The sequence below is a fragment of the Paracoccus gahaiensis genome (assembly GCF_005048225.1).
GTDB lineage: Bacteria > Pseudomonadota > Alphaproteobacteria > Rhodobacterales > Rhodobacteraceae > Paracoccus > Paracoccus gahaiensis.
Genome location: NZ_SUNI01000001.1, coordinates 343,621 through 361,376 on the forward strand (window position 1 = coordinate 343,621; position 17,756 = coordinate 361,376).

General features: G+C 68.4%; 15 protein-coding genes. 5 read left to right on the forward strand and 10 right to left on the reverse strand.

Annotation, left to right across the window (positions count from 1 at the left end):
• Nucleotides 1–151: 151 nt before the first annotated feature.
• Nucleotides 152–1,249 (reverse strand): redox-regulated ATPase YchF, encoded by a 1,098-nt coding sequence (ychF, locus tag FA743_RS01705; protein WP_136884140.1) that lies wholly within the window; start codon nucleotides 1,247–1,249, stop codon nucleotides 152–154.
• A 130-nt stretch (nucleotides 1,250–1,379) separates the two neighbouring features.
• Between ychF and trpA the strand changes: the two genes are divergently transcribed.
• The 5 genes from trpA to FA743_RS01730 all read left to right on the forward strand — a co-directional run bounded on the left by trpA (nucleotide 1,380) and on the right by FA743_RS01730 (nucleotide 4,493).
• Nucleotides 1,380–2,177 carry a tryptophan synthase subunit alpha gene (trpA, locus tag FA743_RS01710; RefSeq protein ID WP_136884141.1) on the forward strand — a complete coding sequence of 266 codons (798 nt, stop codon included), beginning with the start codon at nucleotides 1,380–1,382 and terminating at the stop codon, nucleotides 2,175–2,177.
• Nucleotides 2,174–2,737 carry a VOC family protein gene (locus tag FA743_RS01715; RefSeq protein WP_169308735.1) on the forward strand — a complete coding sequence of 188 codons (564 nt, stop codon included), beginning with the start codon at nucleotides 2,174–2,176 and terminating at the stop codon, nucleotides 2,735–2,737. Before trpA ends, FA743_RS01715 begins: the two co-directional genes overlap by 4 nt.
• Complete coding sequence (locus tag FA743_RS01720) at nucleotides 2,734–3,267, forward strand: GNAT family N-acetyltransferase (RefSeq protein ID WP_246054782.1); 534 nt, start codon at nucleotides 2,734–2,736, stop codon at nucleotides 3,265–3,267. Before FA743_RS01715 ends, FA743_RS01720 begins: the two co-directional genes overlap by 4 nt.
• 87 nt (nucleotides 3,268–3,354) lie before the next feature.
• On the forward strand, nucleotides 3,355–4,020 hold the full coding sequence (locus FA743_RS01725; RefSeq protein WP_246054784.1) for a molecular chaperone DjiA: 666 nt from the start codon (nucleotides 3,355–3,357) through the stop codon (nucleotides 4,018–4,020).
• A gap of 38 nt (nucleotides 4,021–4,058) precedes the next feature.
• Entirely contained in the window at nucleotides 4,059–4,493 is a 435-nt protein-coding gene (locus FA743_RS01730) for an AAA+ family ATPase (RefSeq protein WP_136884144.1), read from the forward strand.
• Here FA743_RS01730 and FA743_RS01735 read toward each other — a convergent pair.
• The 9 genes from FA743_RS01735 to FA743_RS01775 form a co-directional block, all read right to left on the reverse strand.
• Nucleotides 4,490–6,445: a 3'-5' exonuclease gene (locus FA743_RS01735; protein WP_136884145.1), complete on the reverse strand. Its 1,956-nt coding sequence runs from the start codon at nucleotides 6,443–6,445 to the stop codon at nucleotides 4,490–4,492. The two genes, FA743_RS01730 and FA743_RS01735, sit on opposite strands and share 4 nt — an antisense overlap.
• The gene (locus FA743_RS01740; RefSeq protein ID WP_136884146.1) at nucleotides 6,442–6,822 is read right to left on the reverse strand and encodes a response regulator transcription factor; all 381 of its coding nucleotides are present in this window, start codon (nucleotides 6,820–6,822) and stop codon (nucleotides 6,442–6,444) included. The genes FA743_RS01735 and FA743_RS01740 overlap by 4 nt, the downstream gene beginning before the upstream one ends.
• Complete coding sequence (locus tag FA743_RS01745; RefSeq protein ID WP_136884147.1) at nucleotides 6,815–7,318, reverse strand: hypothetical protein; 504 nt, start codon at nucleotides 7,316–7,318, stop codon at nucleotides 6,815–6,817. The genes FA743_RS01740 and FA743_RS01745 overlap by 8 nt, the downstream gene beginning before the upstream one ends.
• Nucleotides 7,315–9,126 (reverse strand): DUF294 nucleotidyltransferase-like domain-containing protein, encoded by a 1,812-nt coding sequence (locus tag FA743_RS01750; RefSeq protein ID WP_136884148.1) that lies wholly within the window; start codon nucleotides 9,124–9,126, stop codon nucleotides 7,315–7,317. Before FA743_RS01750 ends, FA743_RS01745 begins: the two co-directional genes overlap by 4 nt.
• Before the next feature lie 69 nt (nucleotides 9,127–9,195).
• Nucleotides 9,196–11,004 (reverse strand): sodium:solute symporter family protein, encoded by a 1,809-nt coding sequence (locus FA743_RS01755; protein WP_136884149.1) that lies wholly within the window; start codon nucleotides 11,002–11,004, stop codon nucleotides 9,196–9,198.
• A gap of 10 nt (nucleotides 11,005–11,014) precedes the next feature.
• Entirely contained in the window at nucleotides 11,015–11,272 is a 258-nt protein-coding gene (locus FA743_RS01760) for a DUF4212 domain-containing protein (RefSeq protein ID WP_136884150.1), read from the reverse strand.
• 123 nt (nucleotides 11,273–11,395) lie between these two features.
• Complete coding sequence (acs, locus tag FA743_RS01765) at nucleotides 11,396–13,351, reverse strand: acetate--CoA ligase (RefSeq protein WP_136884151.1); 1,956 nt, start codon at nucleotides 13,349–13,351, stop codon at nucleotides 11,396–11,398.
• Nucleotides 13,352–13,608: 257 nt separating this feature from the next.
• Nucleotides 13,609–15,903, reverse strand: a complete 2,295-nt coding sequence (locus tag FA743_RS01770) for a glycosyl hydrolase family 28-related protein (RefSeq protein ID WP_136884152.1) — start codon at nucleotides 15,901–15,903, stop codon at nucleotides 13,609–13,611.
• A 214-nt stretch (nucleotides 15,904–16,117) separates the two neighbouring features.
• On the reverse strand, nucleotides 16,118–17,704 hold the full coding sequence (locus FA743_RS01775; RefSeq protein WP_136884153.1) for a lysine--tRNA ligase: 1,587 nt from the start codon (nucleotides 17,702–17,704) through the stop codon (nucleotides 16,118–16,120).
• Between the last annotated feature and the right edge of the window lie 52 nt (nucleotides 17,705–17,756).

Below are 17,756 nucleotides of genomic sequence, written 5' to 3' on the forward strand. Positions count from 1 at the left end.
GCCCCGTCCCTGAAAAGGGGCGGGGCGTTGTCATGTCCGAAGGGGCGGCGCGCAACGCAAAAACCCCGGAACCGGCGGCGACCGGTCCGGGGTTGGACGAGATGACGTCAGGCGCGCCCGGGGTTTCCCGAGGGCAGCCGTCCGGCCTCCCTCAGCCGCTGAACAGGAAATGCAGCACGTCGCCGTCCTTGACCTCGTAGGTCTTGCCCTCGACGCGCAGCTTGCCCGCCTCGCGGGCCCCGGCCTCGCCCTTGCCGGCAACGTAATCGTCATAGGCGATGGTTTCCGACCGGATGAAGCCCTTCTCGAAATCGCCATGGATTACGCCCGCCGCCTGCGGGGCCAGCGTGCCGCGCGTGATGGTCCAGGCGCGCGCCTCCTTGGGACCCACGGTGAAATAGGTCTGCAGGCCCAGCAGCTGGTATCCGGCGCGAATCAGCCGGTCCAGGCCCGGCTCCTCCAGCCCCATCTCGCCCAGGAACATCTGCGCCTCCTCGGCGTCCAGCTGGCTGATCTCTTCCTCGATCCGGGCCGAGATCACCACATGGCCCGCGCCCTGCGCCTCGGCCATCTCGCGGACCTTCTCGGACATCGCGTTGCCGTGGGCGGCCTCGTCCTCGGCCACGTTGCACACGAACAGCACCGGCTTGGCGGTCAGCAGCTGCAGCATGTCCCAGGCCCGGCGGTCGTCGTCGGACACGGTGATCGTGCGCGCCGGGCGGCCCTCGTTCAGCGCGGCCAGCGCCTGTTGCAGCAGCCGCTGCTGGTCGGCGGCATCCTTGTCGCCGCCCTTCAGCTTGCGCGCCAGATTGGCCAGCCGCCGCTCGATCGATTCCATGTCCGAGATCATCAGCTCGGTCTCGATCACCTCGGCATCGGCCAGGGCGTCGACGCGGCCCTCGACATGGGTGATGTCGCCATCCTCGAAGCAGCGCAGCACATGGGCGATGGCATCGACCTCGCGGATCGTGGCCAGGAACTGGTTGCCCAGACCCTCGCCCTTGCTGGCGCCCTTCACCAGACCGGCGATGTCCACGAAGGTGATCCGCGTCGGGATGATCTGCTTGCTGCCCGCGATCTGCGCCAGCGTGTCCAGCCGCGCATCGGGAACGGCGACCTCGCCCACATTCGGCTCGATCGTGCAGAAGGGAAAGTTCGCGGCCTGTGCCGCGGCGGTCCGTGTCAGTGCGTTGAACAGCGTGGACTTGCCGACATTCGGCAGCCCGACGATCCCCATGCGAAAGCCCATGACTGCACCCTTTTCAAAACGATTTCCGGGCTGCTGTTACGCGCCCCGCGCGGCCAAGTCCAGCGGTGGGCCCGATTGCACCCCGTCCCCATGCGGGCTAGTGCTGGCACCAAAGAGGACGGGGACGGACATGACCAGAATCGACGACAGGTTTGCGGCGCTGAAGGCCGAGGGCAAGAAGGCCTTCGTGGCCTATATGATGGCCTCGGACCCCGATGACGCCACCGCTCTGCAGATCATGCGCGGCCTGCCCGAGGCGGGCGTCGACATCATCGAGCTGGGCATGCCCTTCACCGATCCGATGGCGGATGGCGCCACGATCCAGGCGGCGGGCCAACGGGCGCTTGCGCAGGGTGGCAGCGTCAGCCGCACGCTGGACATGCTGCGCGCCTTCCGGCGCGAGGACACGACCACGCCGGTCGTGCTGATGGGATACTACAACCCGATCTATGCGCGGCCCGGTGGCGTCACGCAGTTCCTGACCGATGCGGTCGAGGCGGGCGTCGACGGGCTGATCGTCGTCGACCTGCCCCCCGAGGAGGATGCCGAGCTGTGCGTGCCCGCCACCGCCGCCGGGCTGAACTTCATCCGGCTGGCGACGCCCACCACCGATGACCGCCGCCTGCCCGCCGTGGTCAAGAACACCACCGGCTTCGTCTATTACGTCAGCGTCACCGGCATCACCGGCGCCGCCGCCGCCAATGCCGCCGATGTCGCCCCCGAGGTCGCGCGCATCCGGGCGGCGGCGAACCTGCCGGTCGTGGTGGGCTTCGGCATCTCGACCCCCGAGGCGGCCCAGGCCATCGCCTCGGTTGCGGATGGCTGCGTGGTGGGCAGCGCCATCGTCAAGCTGATCGGCGAGGGCCGCCCGGTCCCCGAGATCCTGGACTTCGTCCGCGCCCTGGCCGCGGGGGCGCATCGCGGGTGAGCCTGACCTTCGACCATGTGGCGATCGCCGCCCGCAGCCTGGACGAAGGCGCGGACTGGCTGCAGGCACGGCTTGGCCTGGCCTTGCAGCCGGGCGGGCGGCATCCGGGCCTGGGCACCCACAACATGCTGCTGTCGCTTGGTCCCGGCGAATATCTGGAACTGATCGCCCCGGACCCGGACAGTCCCGACCGCCCGCGCTGGTTCGGGCTGGACAGCTTTGACGCCGCGCCCTGCGTGGCGGGCTGGGTGGCGCGCGAGGATCCCCTGACCGCCCCGCCGGGTACCCAGATCGCCACCGCCAGCCGGGGCGATCTGTCCTGGCGCATCACCCTGCCCTTGGCCGGGCAGATGCCGCGCGACGGCGCCCAGCCCATGCGGATCGATTGGGGCACGGGCCCGCATCCGTCCGACCGCCTGCCCGATCACGGGCTGCGGCTGGCCCGCCTGACCCTGCCACTGGACCGGCTGGACCTGTCCGACCGCCGCCTGATGCTGACCGGGGCGGGCACGCCCATGACGCTGACCCTGACGCGCGACGGAACCGAGGTCACCCTGTGATCCTGCGCGCGGCCACCTTGGCGGATGTGCCGCAGATCGCCGCGATCTGGAACCCCATCGTGCGCGACACCGCCATCACCTTCTGGCCGACCGAGCGGTCCGAGCCCGAGATCGCCGCCCTGATCGCCGATCGGCAGGCGGGCGGTCACGCCTTTCTGGTGGCCGAGACGGACCGGATCGCCGGTTTCGGCACCTATACCCAGTTTCGCGGCGGGGCGGGCTATGCGCACAGCCAGGAACACACGATCTATCTGGCGCCCGGCCAGCGCGGCCTGGGCCTGGGCCGTTCCCTGCTGTGCGGGCTGGAGGATCACGCCCGCGCGCGGGGCCATCGCCTGCTGATCGGCGGGATCACCGGATCCAACCTGGGCTCGATCGCCTTTCACGCGGCGATGGGATATGCCCAATGGGGTCGCATTCCGGGAGCGGGATGGAAATTCGGGCAGTATCATGATCTTGTGCTGATGGGCCGCGATCTGAGCGTGACGCGCGACACCCCGCCCCTATCGCCGGGCGTGATCAGCGGCTAGACTGGCTGCATGGATTGTTGCGCGACCCCCTCGGCCTGCACGGGCCCCTGCCCGACCCTTCCGCCGCCCCGCAGCTTCTGGCAGCGGATGGCCGACCGTGTCGTGGCCTTCCTGTGGACGAACCACCCCGCGACGCCGCCCGAACGCTCGGTCGCCTTCACGATCGCGGTGATCGCGCTTGGCGCCAAGCTGGCCAAGGCCGACGGCACCGTCGCCCGGTCCGAGGTGGCGGCCTTTCGCCGCGTCTTCATCATTCCCCGGTCCGAGGAGAAGAACGCCGCCCGGGTCTTCGATCTGGCGCGGCAGGATGTGGCGGGCTTCGATGCCTGGGCGCGCAAGATGGCCTCGATGTTCACCCCCGGCGATCCGGTGCTGCTGGACGTGATCGAGGGGCTGTTCGTCATCGCCGTCGCCGACGGTCCCCTGCACGAGACCGAGATCGCCTTTCTCGATGAGGTCGGACGCATCTTCGGCCTGGCCCCCGCCCAGATCGACGCGATCCGGCGCCGCCATGACAGCGGTGCGGGCTGCCCCCCCTGCGAGGTGCTGGGCGTGGCTCCCGACACGCCGCTGCCCGAGGTCAAGCGCCGCTGGCGTCAGCTTCTGCAGGAGAATCACCCCGACAAGGCCATCGGACGCGGGTTGCCGCCCGAGGCGATCCGTCTGGCCGAGGCCCGCACACGCCGCCTGAACGAGGCTTGGGACAGCTATCGCACGCGCGATCGCCCGGCCCCGCAGATGGGCGCCGCCTGAGCCTTGCAGCGCCCCTCGTTTCTGCCCATCTTCGGGGCATGAGACATGCAATCGCCCCCCTTGCCCTCGCTCTGGCGCTGACCTTCGGTCCCGCGCAGGCGCAGGACGGCCCCGCGCCCGCTCCCGAGGAGCCCGGCCTGTTCGATCGCAGCCTCGACGGCCTCTTCGGGCAGTTCTTTGGCAAGGAGCCTGCGCCAGACGCTGAGGGCCCGACCAATGATCCGACCGGCGATCTGGCCGGGGCGCTTCGCCGGATGGGGCCGGCGCTGCGAGATCTGGCGACGCAGGTCGACGACATCCGCAACTATCAGGCGCCCGAGCGTCTGCCCAATGGCGACATCCTGATCCGGCGCCGCGAGGACGCCCCGCCTCCGCCTCCTCTGGGCGAGACGCTGCGCCCCGACCCCGAGGCCGGCCCGGACGGCGCCGATCCCGACCTGACCGATCCCGACCAGCCGCAGATCGCGCTCTAGTCGGGCAGGTTCGCGTCGGCGATCAGGCTACGATGGCGCCGGGCCTCGGCCCAGGCCTCCTCGAAGCGGGTGATGCCCTTGGCCTCCAGCGCCGGGATCAGCTTGAGGAAGGCCTCGGCCGTGGCGACGGTGTCGCCCATCGCGGTGTGGCGGGCCTCGGGCGGGATCTCGATGCCAAGCCGTTCCGTCAGCGCATCCAGCGTATGGACCGCCGACTGCCCCCAGACCATCGCGGACAGGGCGACCGTGTCCAGCACCCGGTTGTCGAAATGCGCGCCCGTCTGCGCACGGGCCCGGCGCAGGAAGCCCATGTCGAAGGGCGCGTTATGGGCGATCAGCACGCTGTCGTCGCAGAAATGCCGGAAGGCCGTCAGCGCCGCCGTCAGGTCGGGGGCATCCGCGACCATCGCGTCGGTGATGTGGTGGATCGCGGTCGAGCCGGGAGGGATCGGGCGGCCGGGATTGACCAGCGTGTCGAAGCGTTCCCCCGTCAGCCGGCCCCGTGCCAGCCGCAGCCCGGCGATCTGCACGATGGCATCGTGGTCGTTCAATCCCGTTGTCTCGGTGTCGAAGACCACGCAGGTCAGGTCCGCCAGCCGCGACGAGGCCACGCCCCGCGCCGCCAGCGCGAAATCATAGGTCACGCCGGACCCGTCAACGGTCCCCTCGGCCAGGGGCAGCGGCATGACCAGCGCGGCGGCGGGGCCCGACGCCTCGGGCCAGATGCCGGTGCCGTGGCGGGCGAGGATCTCGGTGCCCGTCAGGTCGGGCTGGCCGGGATCGGGGGCATCGGTCAGCCAGGCCTCCAGCAGGTCGATGGGCACGGGGGCGCCGGACCATTCCAGCGCCAGCCGCATCTGATCGGCCTGATCGGGATGGATGGCCAGCACCGGCGCATGGCCCAGATCGCGCAGCCGCGCGTCCAGCGCCAGCAGCAGTGCGTTCAGCCCCGCCGCCTCGGCGCGGAAGGCCAGGCGCGGCAGGGGACCGGCGGGGGTCAGCCCGGCGGCCAGCTCGTCCAGGCCCGCCATCTGGGCCGGCGCGTCGCTGGCCAGGATCTGCGACAGGGTGCGGGTGGTCGAAGCCAGGCCCTGCCCCTCGGCCCGGATCGCCAGCGCCAGCGCGGGCGGGATCGGGCCGTCCAGCGCGTCCAGCATCGGCACAAGCGTCGCGGCATGGCGGCGCAGCGCCTCCAGCGTGGCGCGCGGCGCGGGGCGGTCCACGGCGGCGTCGCGCAGAATCAGAAGCAGGCCCCCCTCGCCCATGCTGTCGATGGGGCGCAGCCGTCCCGACAGGCGCAACCCCGCTGCCGTCAGGCAGGTCAGGTCGGTCGCCCCTGCCCCCGCCGCCAGCCGCACCCGTGCGGCGCGCAGCGCGCCGGGGGTCAGCAGGCGGTCCAGCATCCCGTCCAGCGCCAGCCCCGGCAACAGCCGCGCCGCGCTGGCGTTGTAGAAAACCACCCGCCCCCGTGCATCGGCCATGACCGCGCCCGACCCGAAATCGGCCAGGATCGATTCGAGGCTGGCCTTCTCGCGCGCCAGTTCCGCTGCATGGGCCTCAAGCGCAGCGTCCAGCGCCTCATCCGAGCGCTGCCGGGCCAGTGCCGCATCCCGCGCGGCGGGGCCCAGATCGGCCAGATAGCGGGACTGCGCCAGATCGGGCACCCGCCCAGTGCGCAGCGCGCCGGCCAGCGCCTCGATGGGCCGGGCGATGTTCTGGTCGAACAGGTACCACAGCCCGGTCACGATGCCGGTCAGCCCGAAGCCCGCCAGCAGCGCGCCCTGGATCGCGGCATCCGTCCCGCCCGACCCCGCGCGCCACAGCGCCAGCCCCGCCAGCGCCAGCGCCGCGCCAAGCGAGCCCAGAAACATCAGCAGGATGCGCACCCGCAGCGAGCCGCGGACCGCCCCGCCCGGTGCGGGCAGTCCGGCATCCGGGGCCGGGGCCGTCATGGCGCGGCGGGACCCGGCGCCAGCAGCCGCGCCATCTCGGCGCGCAGCTCGGCCAGTTCGAAGGGCTTGGCGATGAAGCCGTCGGCACCAAGGGCCAGGCCCTTGCGACGCTCCACCACCGAGCCGCGCGCCGTCATCATCAGCACCCGCACATCCGCCAAGGCCGGATCGGCCCGCACGTCCTGCACGATCTGATAGCCCGAGACCTCGGGCAGCATCACGTCCAGCAGCACCAGATCGGGATGCATCTGCCGGATGCGGTCCACCGCGCCCTTGCCGGTGGCGATGCGGTCGTGGCGGTGGCCGTCGCGGGTCAGCAGGAAATCCAGCGCGGTGGCGATGTTGTCCTCGTCCTCGACGATCAGGATGTCAGCCATCGGTGGGCTCCTTCGGGCAGACGGCGGCGAAGGCGGCATCGTCGCCCGCAGGCGTCCAGTCGCCGCGCGCGGGCCGGATGCGGTCGCCCGCGCAGTCGAAATCCTGCGGGACGATGATGGTCTGGCCGCGCCGCTCGACCAGCATGATCGGCGCGCTGCGGGTGCCGCCCTCGGCCCCGGTGATCTGGGCGGGATCGACGGCGGCAAAGCGCACCTCGACCGGGGCCAGATAGGTCCAGGGCGCCCAGGGCTGGCTGTCGCGGCCGACGACCAGCACCTCGGAGCCCTGCGGAAGGGTCGCCACGGCGCGACCGTACCACGCATAGTCGTTCCACACCGAATAGGCGACCATCGCCAGCCCGATCCCTCCGGTCAGCAGCCAGGGTGGCGGGTTCAGCCCCGCCTTGCGCGCCGCATGCATCCCCGCATACAGCACCGCCGCCGCGCCGACCGCGACCGCGATCACCCCCAGCAGATCCGCACCCATCCCCGTCATCCCAGCATCCCCTTGCCATGTCCCACCGCCGATTGCATGCCGCGCACCACCACGAAGGCGTCGCGCAGATGACTGCGTTCGAAATCCGACAGATCCGCCGGCGAGAGGTAATTGTCGGGCTTGCGCCCCGCGCGCACCAGATGCGCCTGGTTTTCCAGACGCACGGTCTGGATCATGTCATAGGCCGCGATCAGGTCCCGCGCACCCGTCCCCGAGATGACGCCCCGCGCCTCGGCATCCTCCAGCCGGGCGCGGGTGTTGACCGATCCGATGCGGCCCTGCAGCGCATAGCAGCGGCCCAGATCGGTGACCGGCACGACGCCATTGTGCTTCATGTCGATATGATGGCGATGCTCGCCCGAGCGGATCGTGGCGAAGCCGCCGATCAGCCCCAGGGGCGGGCGGTGCTTGAGCGAATTGGCGATCATATGCGCCACGAAGATCGAGTTCTTCGACGCCGCCTCCAGCGTCTCGCGCTGCAGGCTGTCCAGCAGCGCGCCCTCGCCGCCGATGGCGCGCAGGTCGAACATGACCGAGGCCAGCATCTGCGCTTCGGGGCTGGGATGGGCGATCCAGTCGCGGAAATAGCCCCGCCAGACCGGGGCCGGCTGGCGCCAGCGCGGGTTGCTGGCCATCATGTCGCCCGGGCAATGCACATAGCCGCAGGCATCCAGCCCGTCGCAGACGCGCGCCGCCAGGTCGCGGAACCACGGATGGGCGGGATCGGCGCCGGGTTCCAGAATCAGGCAGTTGTCCTGATCGCTGACGCCGGTCTGTTCCTGCCGGCCCTGGCTGCCACAGGCCGCCCACAGCCACAGCGCGGGGGCCGGCCCCAGATCGGCCACGGCCAGATCCAGCAGCCGGCGGGTGACCGCATCGGCGATGTCGGTGATCATCCGGGTGACGATCTCGTGGCGCTGGCGCGCCTGGACCAGTTGCAGCAACAGCTCGGGGATGCGGGCGGTCACGCGCGCCATGCCTTCGGTGTCGCGCGCCAGCGCCACCTCGCGGATCAGCCCGGCCGCCGAGATCGCCTGCACCCGGGTCAGGTCGGTCTGGCTGATCATGCCGGTGAAGCGGCCATCCTCGACCACCGGCAGGTGGCTGATCTTGCGCTCCAGCATGATGTTCAGCACGTCATAGCCAAGCGCGGTCGGCGCCAGCGTCACCGGGTCGGGCGTCATCACCTGGCTTACCGGCTGGCGCATGTCGCGCCCTTCGGCGACGACACGGTTGGACATGTCGCGGATGGTGACCAGACCGATCAGGCGCCCGCCCTCGGTCACGCCGAGGCTGCTGATGCGGGCCTCGCGCATCATCTGGGCGGCGGTGATGATCGGCGTCTCGGGCGGGCAGCTGACCGGCTTGCCCGACAGCAGCTCGCCCACCTTCAGCCGCGCCACGTCGCTGCCGCGATCCACCGGCCCCCGGCCCCGGTCGAAGAAGCGCGCGATGGCGCGGTGTTCCGAGATCAGGCGGATCACCTCGGCCCGGGGCAGCATCAGGATCTGGGCCTCGTCCAGCGCCCGGGCCGAGGTCACCGCGACCCCGTCGCGCAGAAGCCCGCGCTCGCCGAAGGAATTGCGCGGCCCCAGCTGCGAGACGCTGTCGCCGTTGCGGTCGGTGACCGCCACATGGCCGGTCTCGATCAGGTAGAGGCCGGGCAGCCGGTCGCCGAAGTCATAGACCGGATCGCCGGCGGCAAAGCGCCTGCGGCTGAAGGAACCGGCGACCCGCGCCAGCTCGTCCCGCTTCAGGCAGTCATAGGGATGCACGGTGGAGATGAACTCTGCAGTGCGATCGGACATCCGGGGGAAATCTTTCGAGGGTCGGAGGATGCCGCGCCCCCCGGGATGGGGGGGACGCGGCGGTGATGGTCAGTGCGCGACGGCGTCGCCGGCACCGCGCGGGACGCGGATCGATTCGACCAGCTCCTGCACATGGGCCGGAGGACGCTGGCTGATCGCCGAGACGCCGAAGGCCACGGCAAAGTTGATCATCGCGCCGATGGTGCCGAAGGAGGCCGGCGAGATGCCGAACAGCCAGGCATCGGGGGTGTCGGGCAGGATATTGGTCCCGGCGACGAAGAAGAACCCCTTGTAGGCGAAGATGTAGAGGATGGTCGTCAGCATCCCCGCGATCATGCCCGCGATGGCGCCTTCCTTGCCGACCCGCTTGGAGAAGATGCCCATCATCAGCACCGGGAAGATCGAGCTGGCGGCCAGCCCGAAGGCCAGGGCCACGGTCTGCGCCGCAAAGCCCGGCGGATTCAGACCCAGGATCGTGGCCACCAGGATCGAGGCCGCCATCGAGATTCGGGCGGCGTTCAGCTCGCCCTTTTCGCTGATATTGGGCATCAGCGTGCCCTTGATCAGGTCGTGGGACACGGCGCCCGAGATGGCCAGCAGCAGACCCGCCGCGGTGGAGAGGGCCGCGGCCAGGCCGCCGGCGGCGACGATGGCGATGACCCAGCCCGGCAGGTTGGCGATTTCGGGGTTGGCCAGCACCATGATGTCGTTGTTCACGGTGGTCAGCTCGTTCCCGGCCAGGGCCTGCGATGCCGCCATGTCGACCACGGGGCCTGCGGTGGCGGCGTCGTTGTAGTACTGGATCAGGCCGTCGCCGTTCTTGTCTTCCCAGTTCAGCAGGCCGGTGGCCTGCCAGGTCCGCATCCATGCCAGATCGGGCGAGGTCTCGATGGCGTCCAGCGAGACGGCGGGCTGGCTGTAGGTGTCGCCGGTCAGCGCGCCCGGCCACATGGTGGCGGTCAGGTTGAAGCGGGCCATCGAGCCGACAGCCGGGGCGACCGTATACAGCAGCGCGATGAAGACCAGCGCCCAGCCTGCCGACTTGCGCGCATCCGAGACCTTGGGCACGGTGAAGAAGCGGATGATGACATGCGGAAGGCCCGCGGTGCCGATCATCAGCGCCATGGTGAACAGCACCATGTCCAGGGTCGAGTTGTGATGCGCGGTGTATTCGCGGAAGCCCAGGTCGGTGACCAGCATGTCCAGCTTGGACAGGAAGGCCATGCCCGAGGCCTCATGCGTGCCGAACAGGCCTAGCTGGGGCAGGAAGTTGCCGGTCAGCTGCAGCGAGATGAAGATCGCCGGGATGGTATAGGCGATGATCAGCACGACATATTGCGCGACCTGCGTGTAGGTGATGCCCTTCATGCCGCCAAGAACGGCATAGCAGAACACCAGCGCCGCACCGATCCACAGGCCGGTCGAGTTCGACACCTCCAGATAGCGCGAGAAGGTCACGCCCACGCCGGTCATCTGGCCGATCACATAGGTGATCGAGACGATCAGCAGGCAGATCACGCCGATGATGCGCGCGGTCGGCGAATAGAAGCGGTCGCCGATGAATTCCGGCACGGTGAACTTGCCGAACTTGCGCAGATAGGGCGCCAGCAGCAGGGCCAGCAGCACGTAGCCGCCCGTCCAGCCCATCAGATAGGTCGAGTTGTCATAGCCCGTAAAGGCGATGAGGCCGGCCATCGAGATGAAGGAGGCCGCCGACATCCAGTCTGCCGCCGTCGCCATGCCGTTCATGACCGGGCTGACGCCGCGGTTGGCAGCATAGAACTCGGCGGTGGACTTGGCGCGGCAATAGATGGCGATGCCGATATACAGCGCGAAGGACGCGCCGATGAACAGAAGGTTCAGGGTGAATTGGCTCATGACTGGGTCCTCACTCGTCCACGCCGTGTTCGGCATCCAGCTTGTTCATGCGCCAAGCGTAGAAGAAGATCAGCACGATGAAGCACAGGATCGATCCCTGCTGGGCGAACCAGAAGCCCAGATCCGTCCCGCCCACCGGGATCGACGAAATCAGCGGCCGCAGGATGATGCCGAAGCCATAGGACACCAGCGCCCAGATCGCGATGCTCACGTAGATGATGCGAAGATTTGCCTGCCAATAGGCATTCGAAGATTGTCTGTCACTCATGTCCTTGGGTCCCTCCCTGTTCAGACATCTGGTCGATCCGCCTTGTGGTGGTCCGCGCCCGCCCCGGCGGAGGGTCGGGCGACATTGCGGGGGCCCCGAAGAAGGCCGGGCCCCGGCCAAGCGTCAGCCGCGGTTCATGCGGTTGGCGATCAGTTCGTCCACGACCTCGGGCTCGGCCAGGGTCGAGATGTCGCCCAGGGTGCCGTGGTCGTTTTCCGCGATCTTGCGCAGGATGCGGCGCATGATCTTGCCCGAGCGCGTCTTGGGCAGGCCCGGCGCCCACTGGATCAGGTCGGGCTTGGCGATCGGGCCGATCTCGGTGCGGACCCATTTCTCCAGGTCCTTGCGCAGATCGTCACTGGGATCGACGCCGTTCATCAGGGTGACATAGGCATAGATGCCCTGCCCCTTCATGGCGTGGGGATAGCCCACGACGGCGGCCTCGGCGACCTTCTCATGGGCGACCAGGGCCGATTCGACCTCGGCGGTGCCCATGCGGTGGCCGCTGACATTGATGACGTCATCGACGCGGCCGGTGATCCAGTAATAGCCGTCCTCGTCGCGGCGGCAGCCGTCGCCGGTGAAGTAGTATCCCGGATATTGCTGGAAATACGCCTCCTCGAAGCGGGGGTGATCCTCCCACAGGGTGCGCATCTGACCGGGCCAGCTGTCGGCGATGCACAGCACGCCCTCGGCCGGATCGCCCTGCTGCACCTCGGCGGTGGCGGCGTCCAGGATGACCGGGGTGACCCCGAAGAAGGGCACGGTGGCCGATCCGGGCTTGGTCTCGGTCGCGCCCGGCAGCGGCGTGATCAGGTGGCCGCCGGTCTCGGTCTGCCACCAGGTGTCGACGATCGGGCAGCGGCCCTTGCCGACATGCTCGTTGTACCAGTTCCACGCCTCGGGGTTGATCGGTTCGCCGACCGTGCCGAGGATGCGCAGCGAGGACAGGTCATGCGCCTGGACCGGGTCGGTGCCCTTGGCCATCAGGCTGCGGATCGCGGTGGGGGCGGTGTAGAACTGGGTGACCTTGTGCTTGGCGCAGACCTCCCAGAAGCGGCCCGCATCGGGGAAGGTCGGCACGCCCTCGAACATCACGGTCGTGGCGCCGTTGGCCAGCGGGCCATAGACGATATAGCTGTGCCCGGTGACCCAGCCCACATCGGCGGTGCACCAGAAGACGTCGCCCTCGTGATAGTCGAAGACCATCTGATGCGTCATCGCGGCATAGACCAGATAGCCGCCGGTCGTGTGCACGACCCCCTTCGGCTTGCCGGTCGATCCCGAGGTATAGAGGATGAACAGCGGATCCTCGGCCCCCATCGGGCGCGGCGGGCAGTCGGGCGCGACCTGCGCCATCTGCGCCTTCACGTCGACGTCGCGGCCCTCGATCCAGGTGGTCTGGTCGCCGGTATGCTTGACTACCAGGCAGCGCACCTTGTCCGAGCAATGCAGCAGCGCCGCGTCGGCATTGGATTTCAGCGCCGTCCGGCGGCCGCCGCGCGGGGCGGTGTCGGCGGTGATCAGCACCTTGGCGCCGCAATCGTTGATCCGGTTGGCCAGCGCATCGGGCGAGAAGCCCGCGAAGACGATGGAATGGATCGCGCCGATCCGCGCGCAGGCCAGCATCGCATAGGCGGCCTCGGGGATCATCGGCAGATAGATCACCACCCGGTCGCCGCGCATCACGCCCTGACTCAGCAGGACGTTGGCGAAGCGGTTCACGTTCTCCGACAGCTGCGCATAGGTGATGTGCTGGGCGGGGGTCTGCGGATCGTCGGGCTCGAAGATGATCGCGGTATGGTTCGCGCGCGTGGCCAGATGGCGGTCGATGCAGTTGACCGAGGCGTTCAGCACGCCATCCTCGAACCACTTGATGCTGACCTGACCCAGGGTGAAATTCGTGTTCTTCACCTTGGTGAAGGGCGTGATCCAGTCCAGCCGGTGCCCCTCGCGGCCCCAGAACCCCTCGGGATCGCGGATCGATTCGTCATACAGGGGGGCATATTCCCCCGGTCCGACATGGGCCTTGCGGGTCCCTGCCGGAATCGCGTGTTTCTGAATGGTTTCGGTACTCATGACATCCCCCTCCGTCTCGGCCATGCGCCAGGCCCGGGGCGGGTTCGGTTGACCAGAACCGCGCGCCGGGCTGCGTTGGGAAGGATGTTAATCACAGTCGGGACAAAAAGTTAACATGTTTTTTATAAAGGGAATTCTTGTCAATAAATTGACCAGACTTACAAGTGAACGGTAAAGTCTTCACAAAGCCGTCAAGGCCCGCCGGGATGACCGGCGGGCCCTCGGATCCGTCCCTGCCAAGGTCGGAGGCGCCGCGCCTAGTTCGGTCGGTCCATCCGGGCATAGAGGCTGACCCGCCCGCGCAGCGGCTGCGCCCAGGTCAGGCGGATCTGGCGCTTTGCGCTCCCGATCTCGGGGGTGACGGTGGGGCTGGCATCGACGCGCGCCCCCGAGGCGCTCAGAAGCGGCGTCTCGGTCACCACGGACTGCACCGATCGGGCCCAGGCCTGGAAGGGCAGCCCGGTCAGCGCGGGCGTCGTCCAGGTCGCCGAACTGCTGTTCTGGGTGAGCTGCACCATCAGCGGGTTGGCCACATAAGTGTTCACGCCGTTGAAGGTGTTCGCCTCGAATTGCAGGTTGCGCATGGCGCCATAGTTAAGATTCGCGATCGAACTGTCGACCCGGTCGATCCGGGTGATGTTGCCGAAGAGCGCCTTGAAGACATTGCCCACCACGTTCAGCCCCTGGATGAAATGGCCGGAGCCGTAGGGCTTGACGGTGATCCAGGTGAACCAGGGCGCGGTGTTGGAACACAGGAAGGTGTTGCCGGTCAGGGTCAGCCCGCCAAAGCTGAACTCAGATCCGGTGAAGGTGGGAACCGCGCTGTGCTCGTTCGTCCATTCGATCGAGGCATTGTCGATGTAATTGCCGTTCACCGTGGTCTGCACATTGGGCTGGGTCAGCACCAGCCCGGCATAGCGCAGCCCCTCGCCCGACCCGTCGCCCTGGAACCAGTGGTTGCCGCTGATGATGTGCCCGCCGCCATTGGCCACCAGGAAATGCGCGAACCGCACGAAGCGGTTGTTGCGGATCTTGATGTCATTGGCATTGGTGTTGATGGCGATGGTGGTGCGCTGCTGGGCGGGCAGGTCCATGTCGTCGGACAGGAACTGGCAGTTGTCGACCAGCAGATCCTGACAGCCCCGCCCGATCGAGGTGATGCCGCGATTGACGGGACGGGTGAAGTAGCAGTCGGTGAACTGGATCATCTCGCCCTTGGGCGCCAGCATCACGCCGCTGGCCACGCGGCCGCTGCTGAAATCGATCTTGGCGAAATTGAGGCGGCTGACCTCGCGCATCCCCGAGAAGTCGATCAGATAGCGGAAGCGCTCGAAGGAATAGGTCCGGGTGCCGGCGCCGCCGTAGAAGGGCTGCGACAGGGTCAGGGTCTTCTGCGCCACGTCGCGCTCGCGCACATAGACCTCGCGGCCGACCCCGTTGCCGCTGATGCGGCTGCCCACCTCGATGGCGGCGACATTGGCCACCGCCGTCAGCAGCAGGGGCTGCGCGGGGCTGTAGGTGCCCACGCTGGTGGCGCGCCCGATCTCCCAGGCCGGGCCCGGCTTGGCCTGGATCGAGCCGTTCTGGATCACCCGCCGGTTCGAGAAGCCATCGGTCGTGGGCGCCAGTTCGGTCACGATCAGCGGCGCCTCCAGATCGACACGGCGCCCGCAGAGGTCCAGCGAGATGTGGTCGGTATAGCCCAGCAGCGCCTGGATCGCCTTCTGCAGGCCAAGCGTCTCGTCCCCAAAGGCATCGGCATAGGTCGGAAAGTCGAAGCTGCGCAGCAGCGAGACCCGGGTCGCGGCAGGGGTGACGATGCGGCCCCGGAAGCGGATGCGGCTTTCGATCGACAGATCGCCCGAGATAAAGAACGTCCCCTCGGGCACCAGCACCGCACCGCCCCGGCTGGCCCGGTCGGCGGCCAGGAAGGCCGCGCGGTCATTGGTGACCCCGTCGCCCACCGCGCCGTAATCGCGCACATCGACCCAGTCCAGAAGCGAGGGCACGAAGGCCGCCGTGATGTCCTCGATCCGGATCGATTCGATGCGGAAGGCGCCGCCATTGGCGCCGACCAGATCCAGCCCGAAATGCCCGTAGGTGGGGGCCGTGCCCCAGGGCATGTCGACGCCCGGGCGCTTGCCTATGCCGACGATGGCGCTGACCTCGACCACCGCGCCATAGGATTGCAGCGCGACCGTGGGGCCGGTGGTGACCAGCCCGGACACGGGATTGCGCGAGGCGTTGCCCGCCCAGCCCGCGATCCGCACCCCGGCCAGCGCGCCCGCCACCGCCTTGACCCGCGCCGAGATGCGCAGGTAGACGCCGGGAATCATCGGCGTCTCGCCCATGAAGCGGATGCTGGTGGTGGTCTGCTGCTTGGCGATTTCCAGGCAGGGCCCGAAATCCTGATCGGCGGGTACCAGCGCGGCATTGGCCGCCTGGTCCCAGGTCGGGCTGCCCGACCGGCCGTCCGTGCGCGACCAGGCGCCCAGGCCCGCCCTGAAGGCGGGCGGCATCAGCAAAAGCCCGTTCGTGATCGCTATGTTCATCGGCTATCCCTTCCTGATCCCCCTGAGGACCGGACCCGCGGCCCGTTCCGATGGGACAAGGAATGGGGAAGAAAGGTTAATGCCGGCTGAAGGCCGCGCGCGTTGCACGATCCGGTCGCGCAACGGCGGCGCCGGCCGGGGGGCTGTCAGCCCCCCGGACCCCCCGAGGATATTTCCGCCAAGATGAAGGGGAAGGCGCCGTCCGTTTTGGGCGTCAGGCGGGGGTGCCGGCCAGTTGGCCCGACAGCGCGGTCTCGATCAGGGCGCGGGTCTCGTCGATGCCGTAGAGCGCGATGAAGCCGCCGAAGCGCGGGCCCTGATCGGCGCCCAGCAGGACCTGATAGAGCGCCGCGAACCAGTCGCGCAGCGGCTCGAACCCGTGCTCCTTGCCGATGGCGAAGACCATGGACTGCAGCGCCTCGGGGTCGGCGGGCTGGTCCCACGCGGACAGGCGTGCGGCCAGATCCTCCATCGCGCGGCGCTCGACGTCGGTGGGCGCGCGGAAGGTCCGGGTGGGCGCCACGAAATCGGTGAAGTAGCGCAGCGCGAAGCCTGCCGCCGCGTCCAGATCGGGATGGGTCTGGGGCGAGGCGTCGGGCGCATAGCGGCGGATGAAGCCCCAAAGACCCTCCTTGCCGGTCTGGCCCGCGACGGCGGCCAGATTGAGCAGCATCTGGAACGAGACGACCATGTCGGAGGCCGGAACCTTGCCGCCATGGATGTGCCAGACCGGGTTGGACAGCTGCTGGTCTGGGGTCTGGTCGGGCCAGGCGCGCAGCTGCTGATGGTATTCGTCCACCGCCTTGGGGATCACGTCGAAATACATGCGCTTGGCGGATTTCGGCTTCTGATACATGAAATAGGACAGGCTTTCGGTCGCCGCATAGGTCAGCCATTCGTCGATCGACAGCCCGTTGCCCTTGGACTTGCTGATCTTCTGCCCGTGCTGATCGAGGAACAGCTCGTAGGTGAAATGCTCGGGCGGGCGACCGCCGAGGATTTTGCAGATGCCGTCATAGATGGGCGTGTTGGTGCTGTGATCCTTGCCGTACATCTCGAAGTCGACGTCGAGCGCGGCCCATCTGGCGCCGAAATCGGGCTTCCATTGCAGCTTGACCTGACCGCCGGTGACCGGAAGCGTGGTTTCCTGGCCGTCCTCGACGAAGGTGATGGTGCCGGCCTTGGCATCGACATGGGTGATGGGGACGTACAGCACCCGGCCCGTCTTCGGGCTGATCGGCAGGAAGCAGGAATAGGTCTGCTGGCGTTCCTCGCGCAGGCTGGCCAGCATCACCTCCATGATCTGATCGTATTTCTCGGCGGCGCGCAGCAGCGTCTCGTCGAACCTGCCCGAGGCATAGTATTCGGTGGCGCTGACGAATTCGTAGTCGAAGCCGAATGTGTCCAGGAAGCGGCGCAGCATGGCGTTGTTGTGGTCGCCGAAGCTGTCATGCGTGCCGAAGGGGTCGGGCACGGCGGTCAGCGGCAGTTGCAGATGGGCCTGCATCATGTCCTGCTGGGGCACGTTCTCGGGAACCTTGCGCATCCCGTCCATGTCGTCCGAGAAGCAGATCAGCCGCGTGGGGATGTCGCTGATCAGCTCGAACGCGCGGCGGATCATGGTGGTGCGCGCGACCTCGCCGAAGGTGCCGATATGGGGCAGGCCCGAGGGGCCGTAGCCGGTCTCGAACAGGACATGGCCCTTGTCGGGGGCCTTCTTCTCGTACCGTTTCAGCACCCGGCGCGCTTCCTCGAACGGCCAAGCCTTCGATGTCATCGCGGCATCGCGCAGGGTGGTCATGAGCAGATCTCCTGTTGAGGTCCGCATGGCTTATTGAAAGCGTCGCATATCG

What these genes read in the sequence shown, in the direction of transcription:
- ychF (WP_136884140.1), bottom strand. Translation starts at nt 1,249, where the DNA reads ATGGGCTTTCGCATGGGGATCGTCGGGCTGCCGAATGTCGGCAAGTCC.
- trpA (WP_136884141.1), top strand. Translation starts at nt 1,380, where the DNA reads ATGACCAGAATCGACGACAGGTTTGCGGCGCTGAAGGCCGAGGGCAAG.
- FA743_RS01725 (WP_246054784.1), top strand. Translation starts at nt 3,355, where the DNA reads ATGGCCGACCGTGTCGTGGCCTTCCTGTGGACGAACCACCCCGCGACG.
- FA743_RS01730 (WP_136884144.1), top strand. Translation starts at nt 4,059, where the DNA reads ATGAGACATGCAATCGCCCCCCTTGCCCTCGCTCTGGCGCTGACCTTC.
- FA743_RS01735 (WP_136884145.1), bottom strand. Translation starts at nt 6,445, where the DNA reads ATGACGGCCCCGGCCCCGGATGCCGGACTGCCCGCACCGGGCGGGGCG.
- FA743_RS01740 (WP_136884146.1), bottom strand. Translation starts at nt 6,822, where the DNA reads ATGGCTGACATCCTGATCGTCGAGGACGAGGACAACATCGCCACCGCG.
- FA743_RS01745 (WP_136884147.1), bottom strand. Translation starts at nt 7,318, where the DNA reads ATGACGGGGATGGGTGCGGATCTGCTGGGGGTGATCGCGGTCGCGGTC.
- FA743_RS01750 (WP_136884148.1), bottom strand. Translation starts at nt 9,126, where the DNA reads ATGTCCGATCGCACTGCAGAGTTCATCTCCACCGTGCATCCCTATGAC.
- FA743_RS01755 (WP_136884149.1), bottom strand. Translation starts at nt 11,004, where the DNA reads ATGAGCCAATTCACCCTGAACCTTCTGTTCATCGGCGCGTCCTTCGCG.
- FA743_RS01760 (WP_136884150.1), bottom strand. Translation starts at nt 11,272, where the DNA reads ATGAGTGACAGACAATCTTCGAATGCCTATTGGCAGGCAAATCTTCGC.
- acs (WP_136884151.1), bottom strand. Translation starts at nt 13,351, where the DNA reads ATGAGTACCGAAACCATTCAGAAACACGCGATTCCGGCAGGGACCCGC.
- FA743_RS01770 (WP_136884152.1), bottom strand. Translation starts at nt 15,903, where the DNA reads ATGAACATAGCGATCACGAACGGGCTTTTGCTGATGCCGCCCGCCTTC.
- FA743_RS01775 (WP_136884153.1), bottom strand. Translation starts at nt 17,704, where the DNA reads ATGACCACCCTGCGCGATGCCGCGATGACATCGAAGGCTTGGCCGTTC.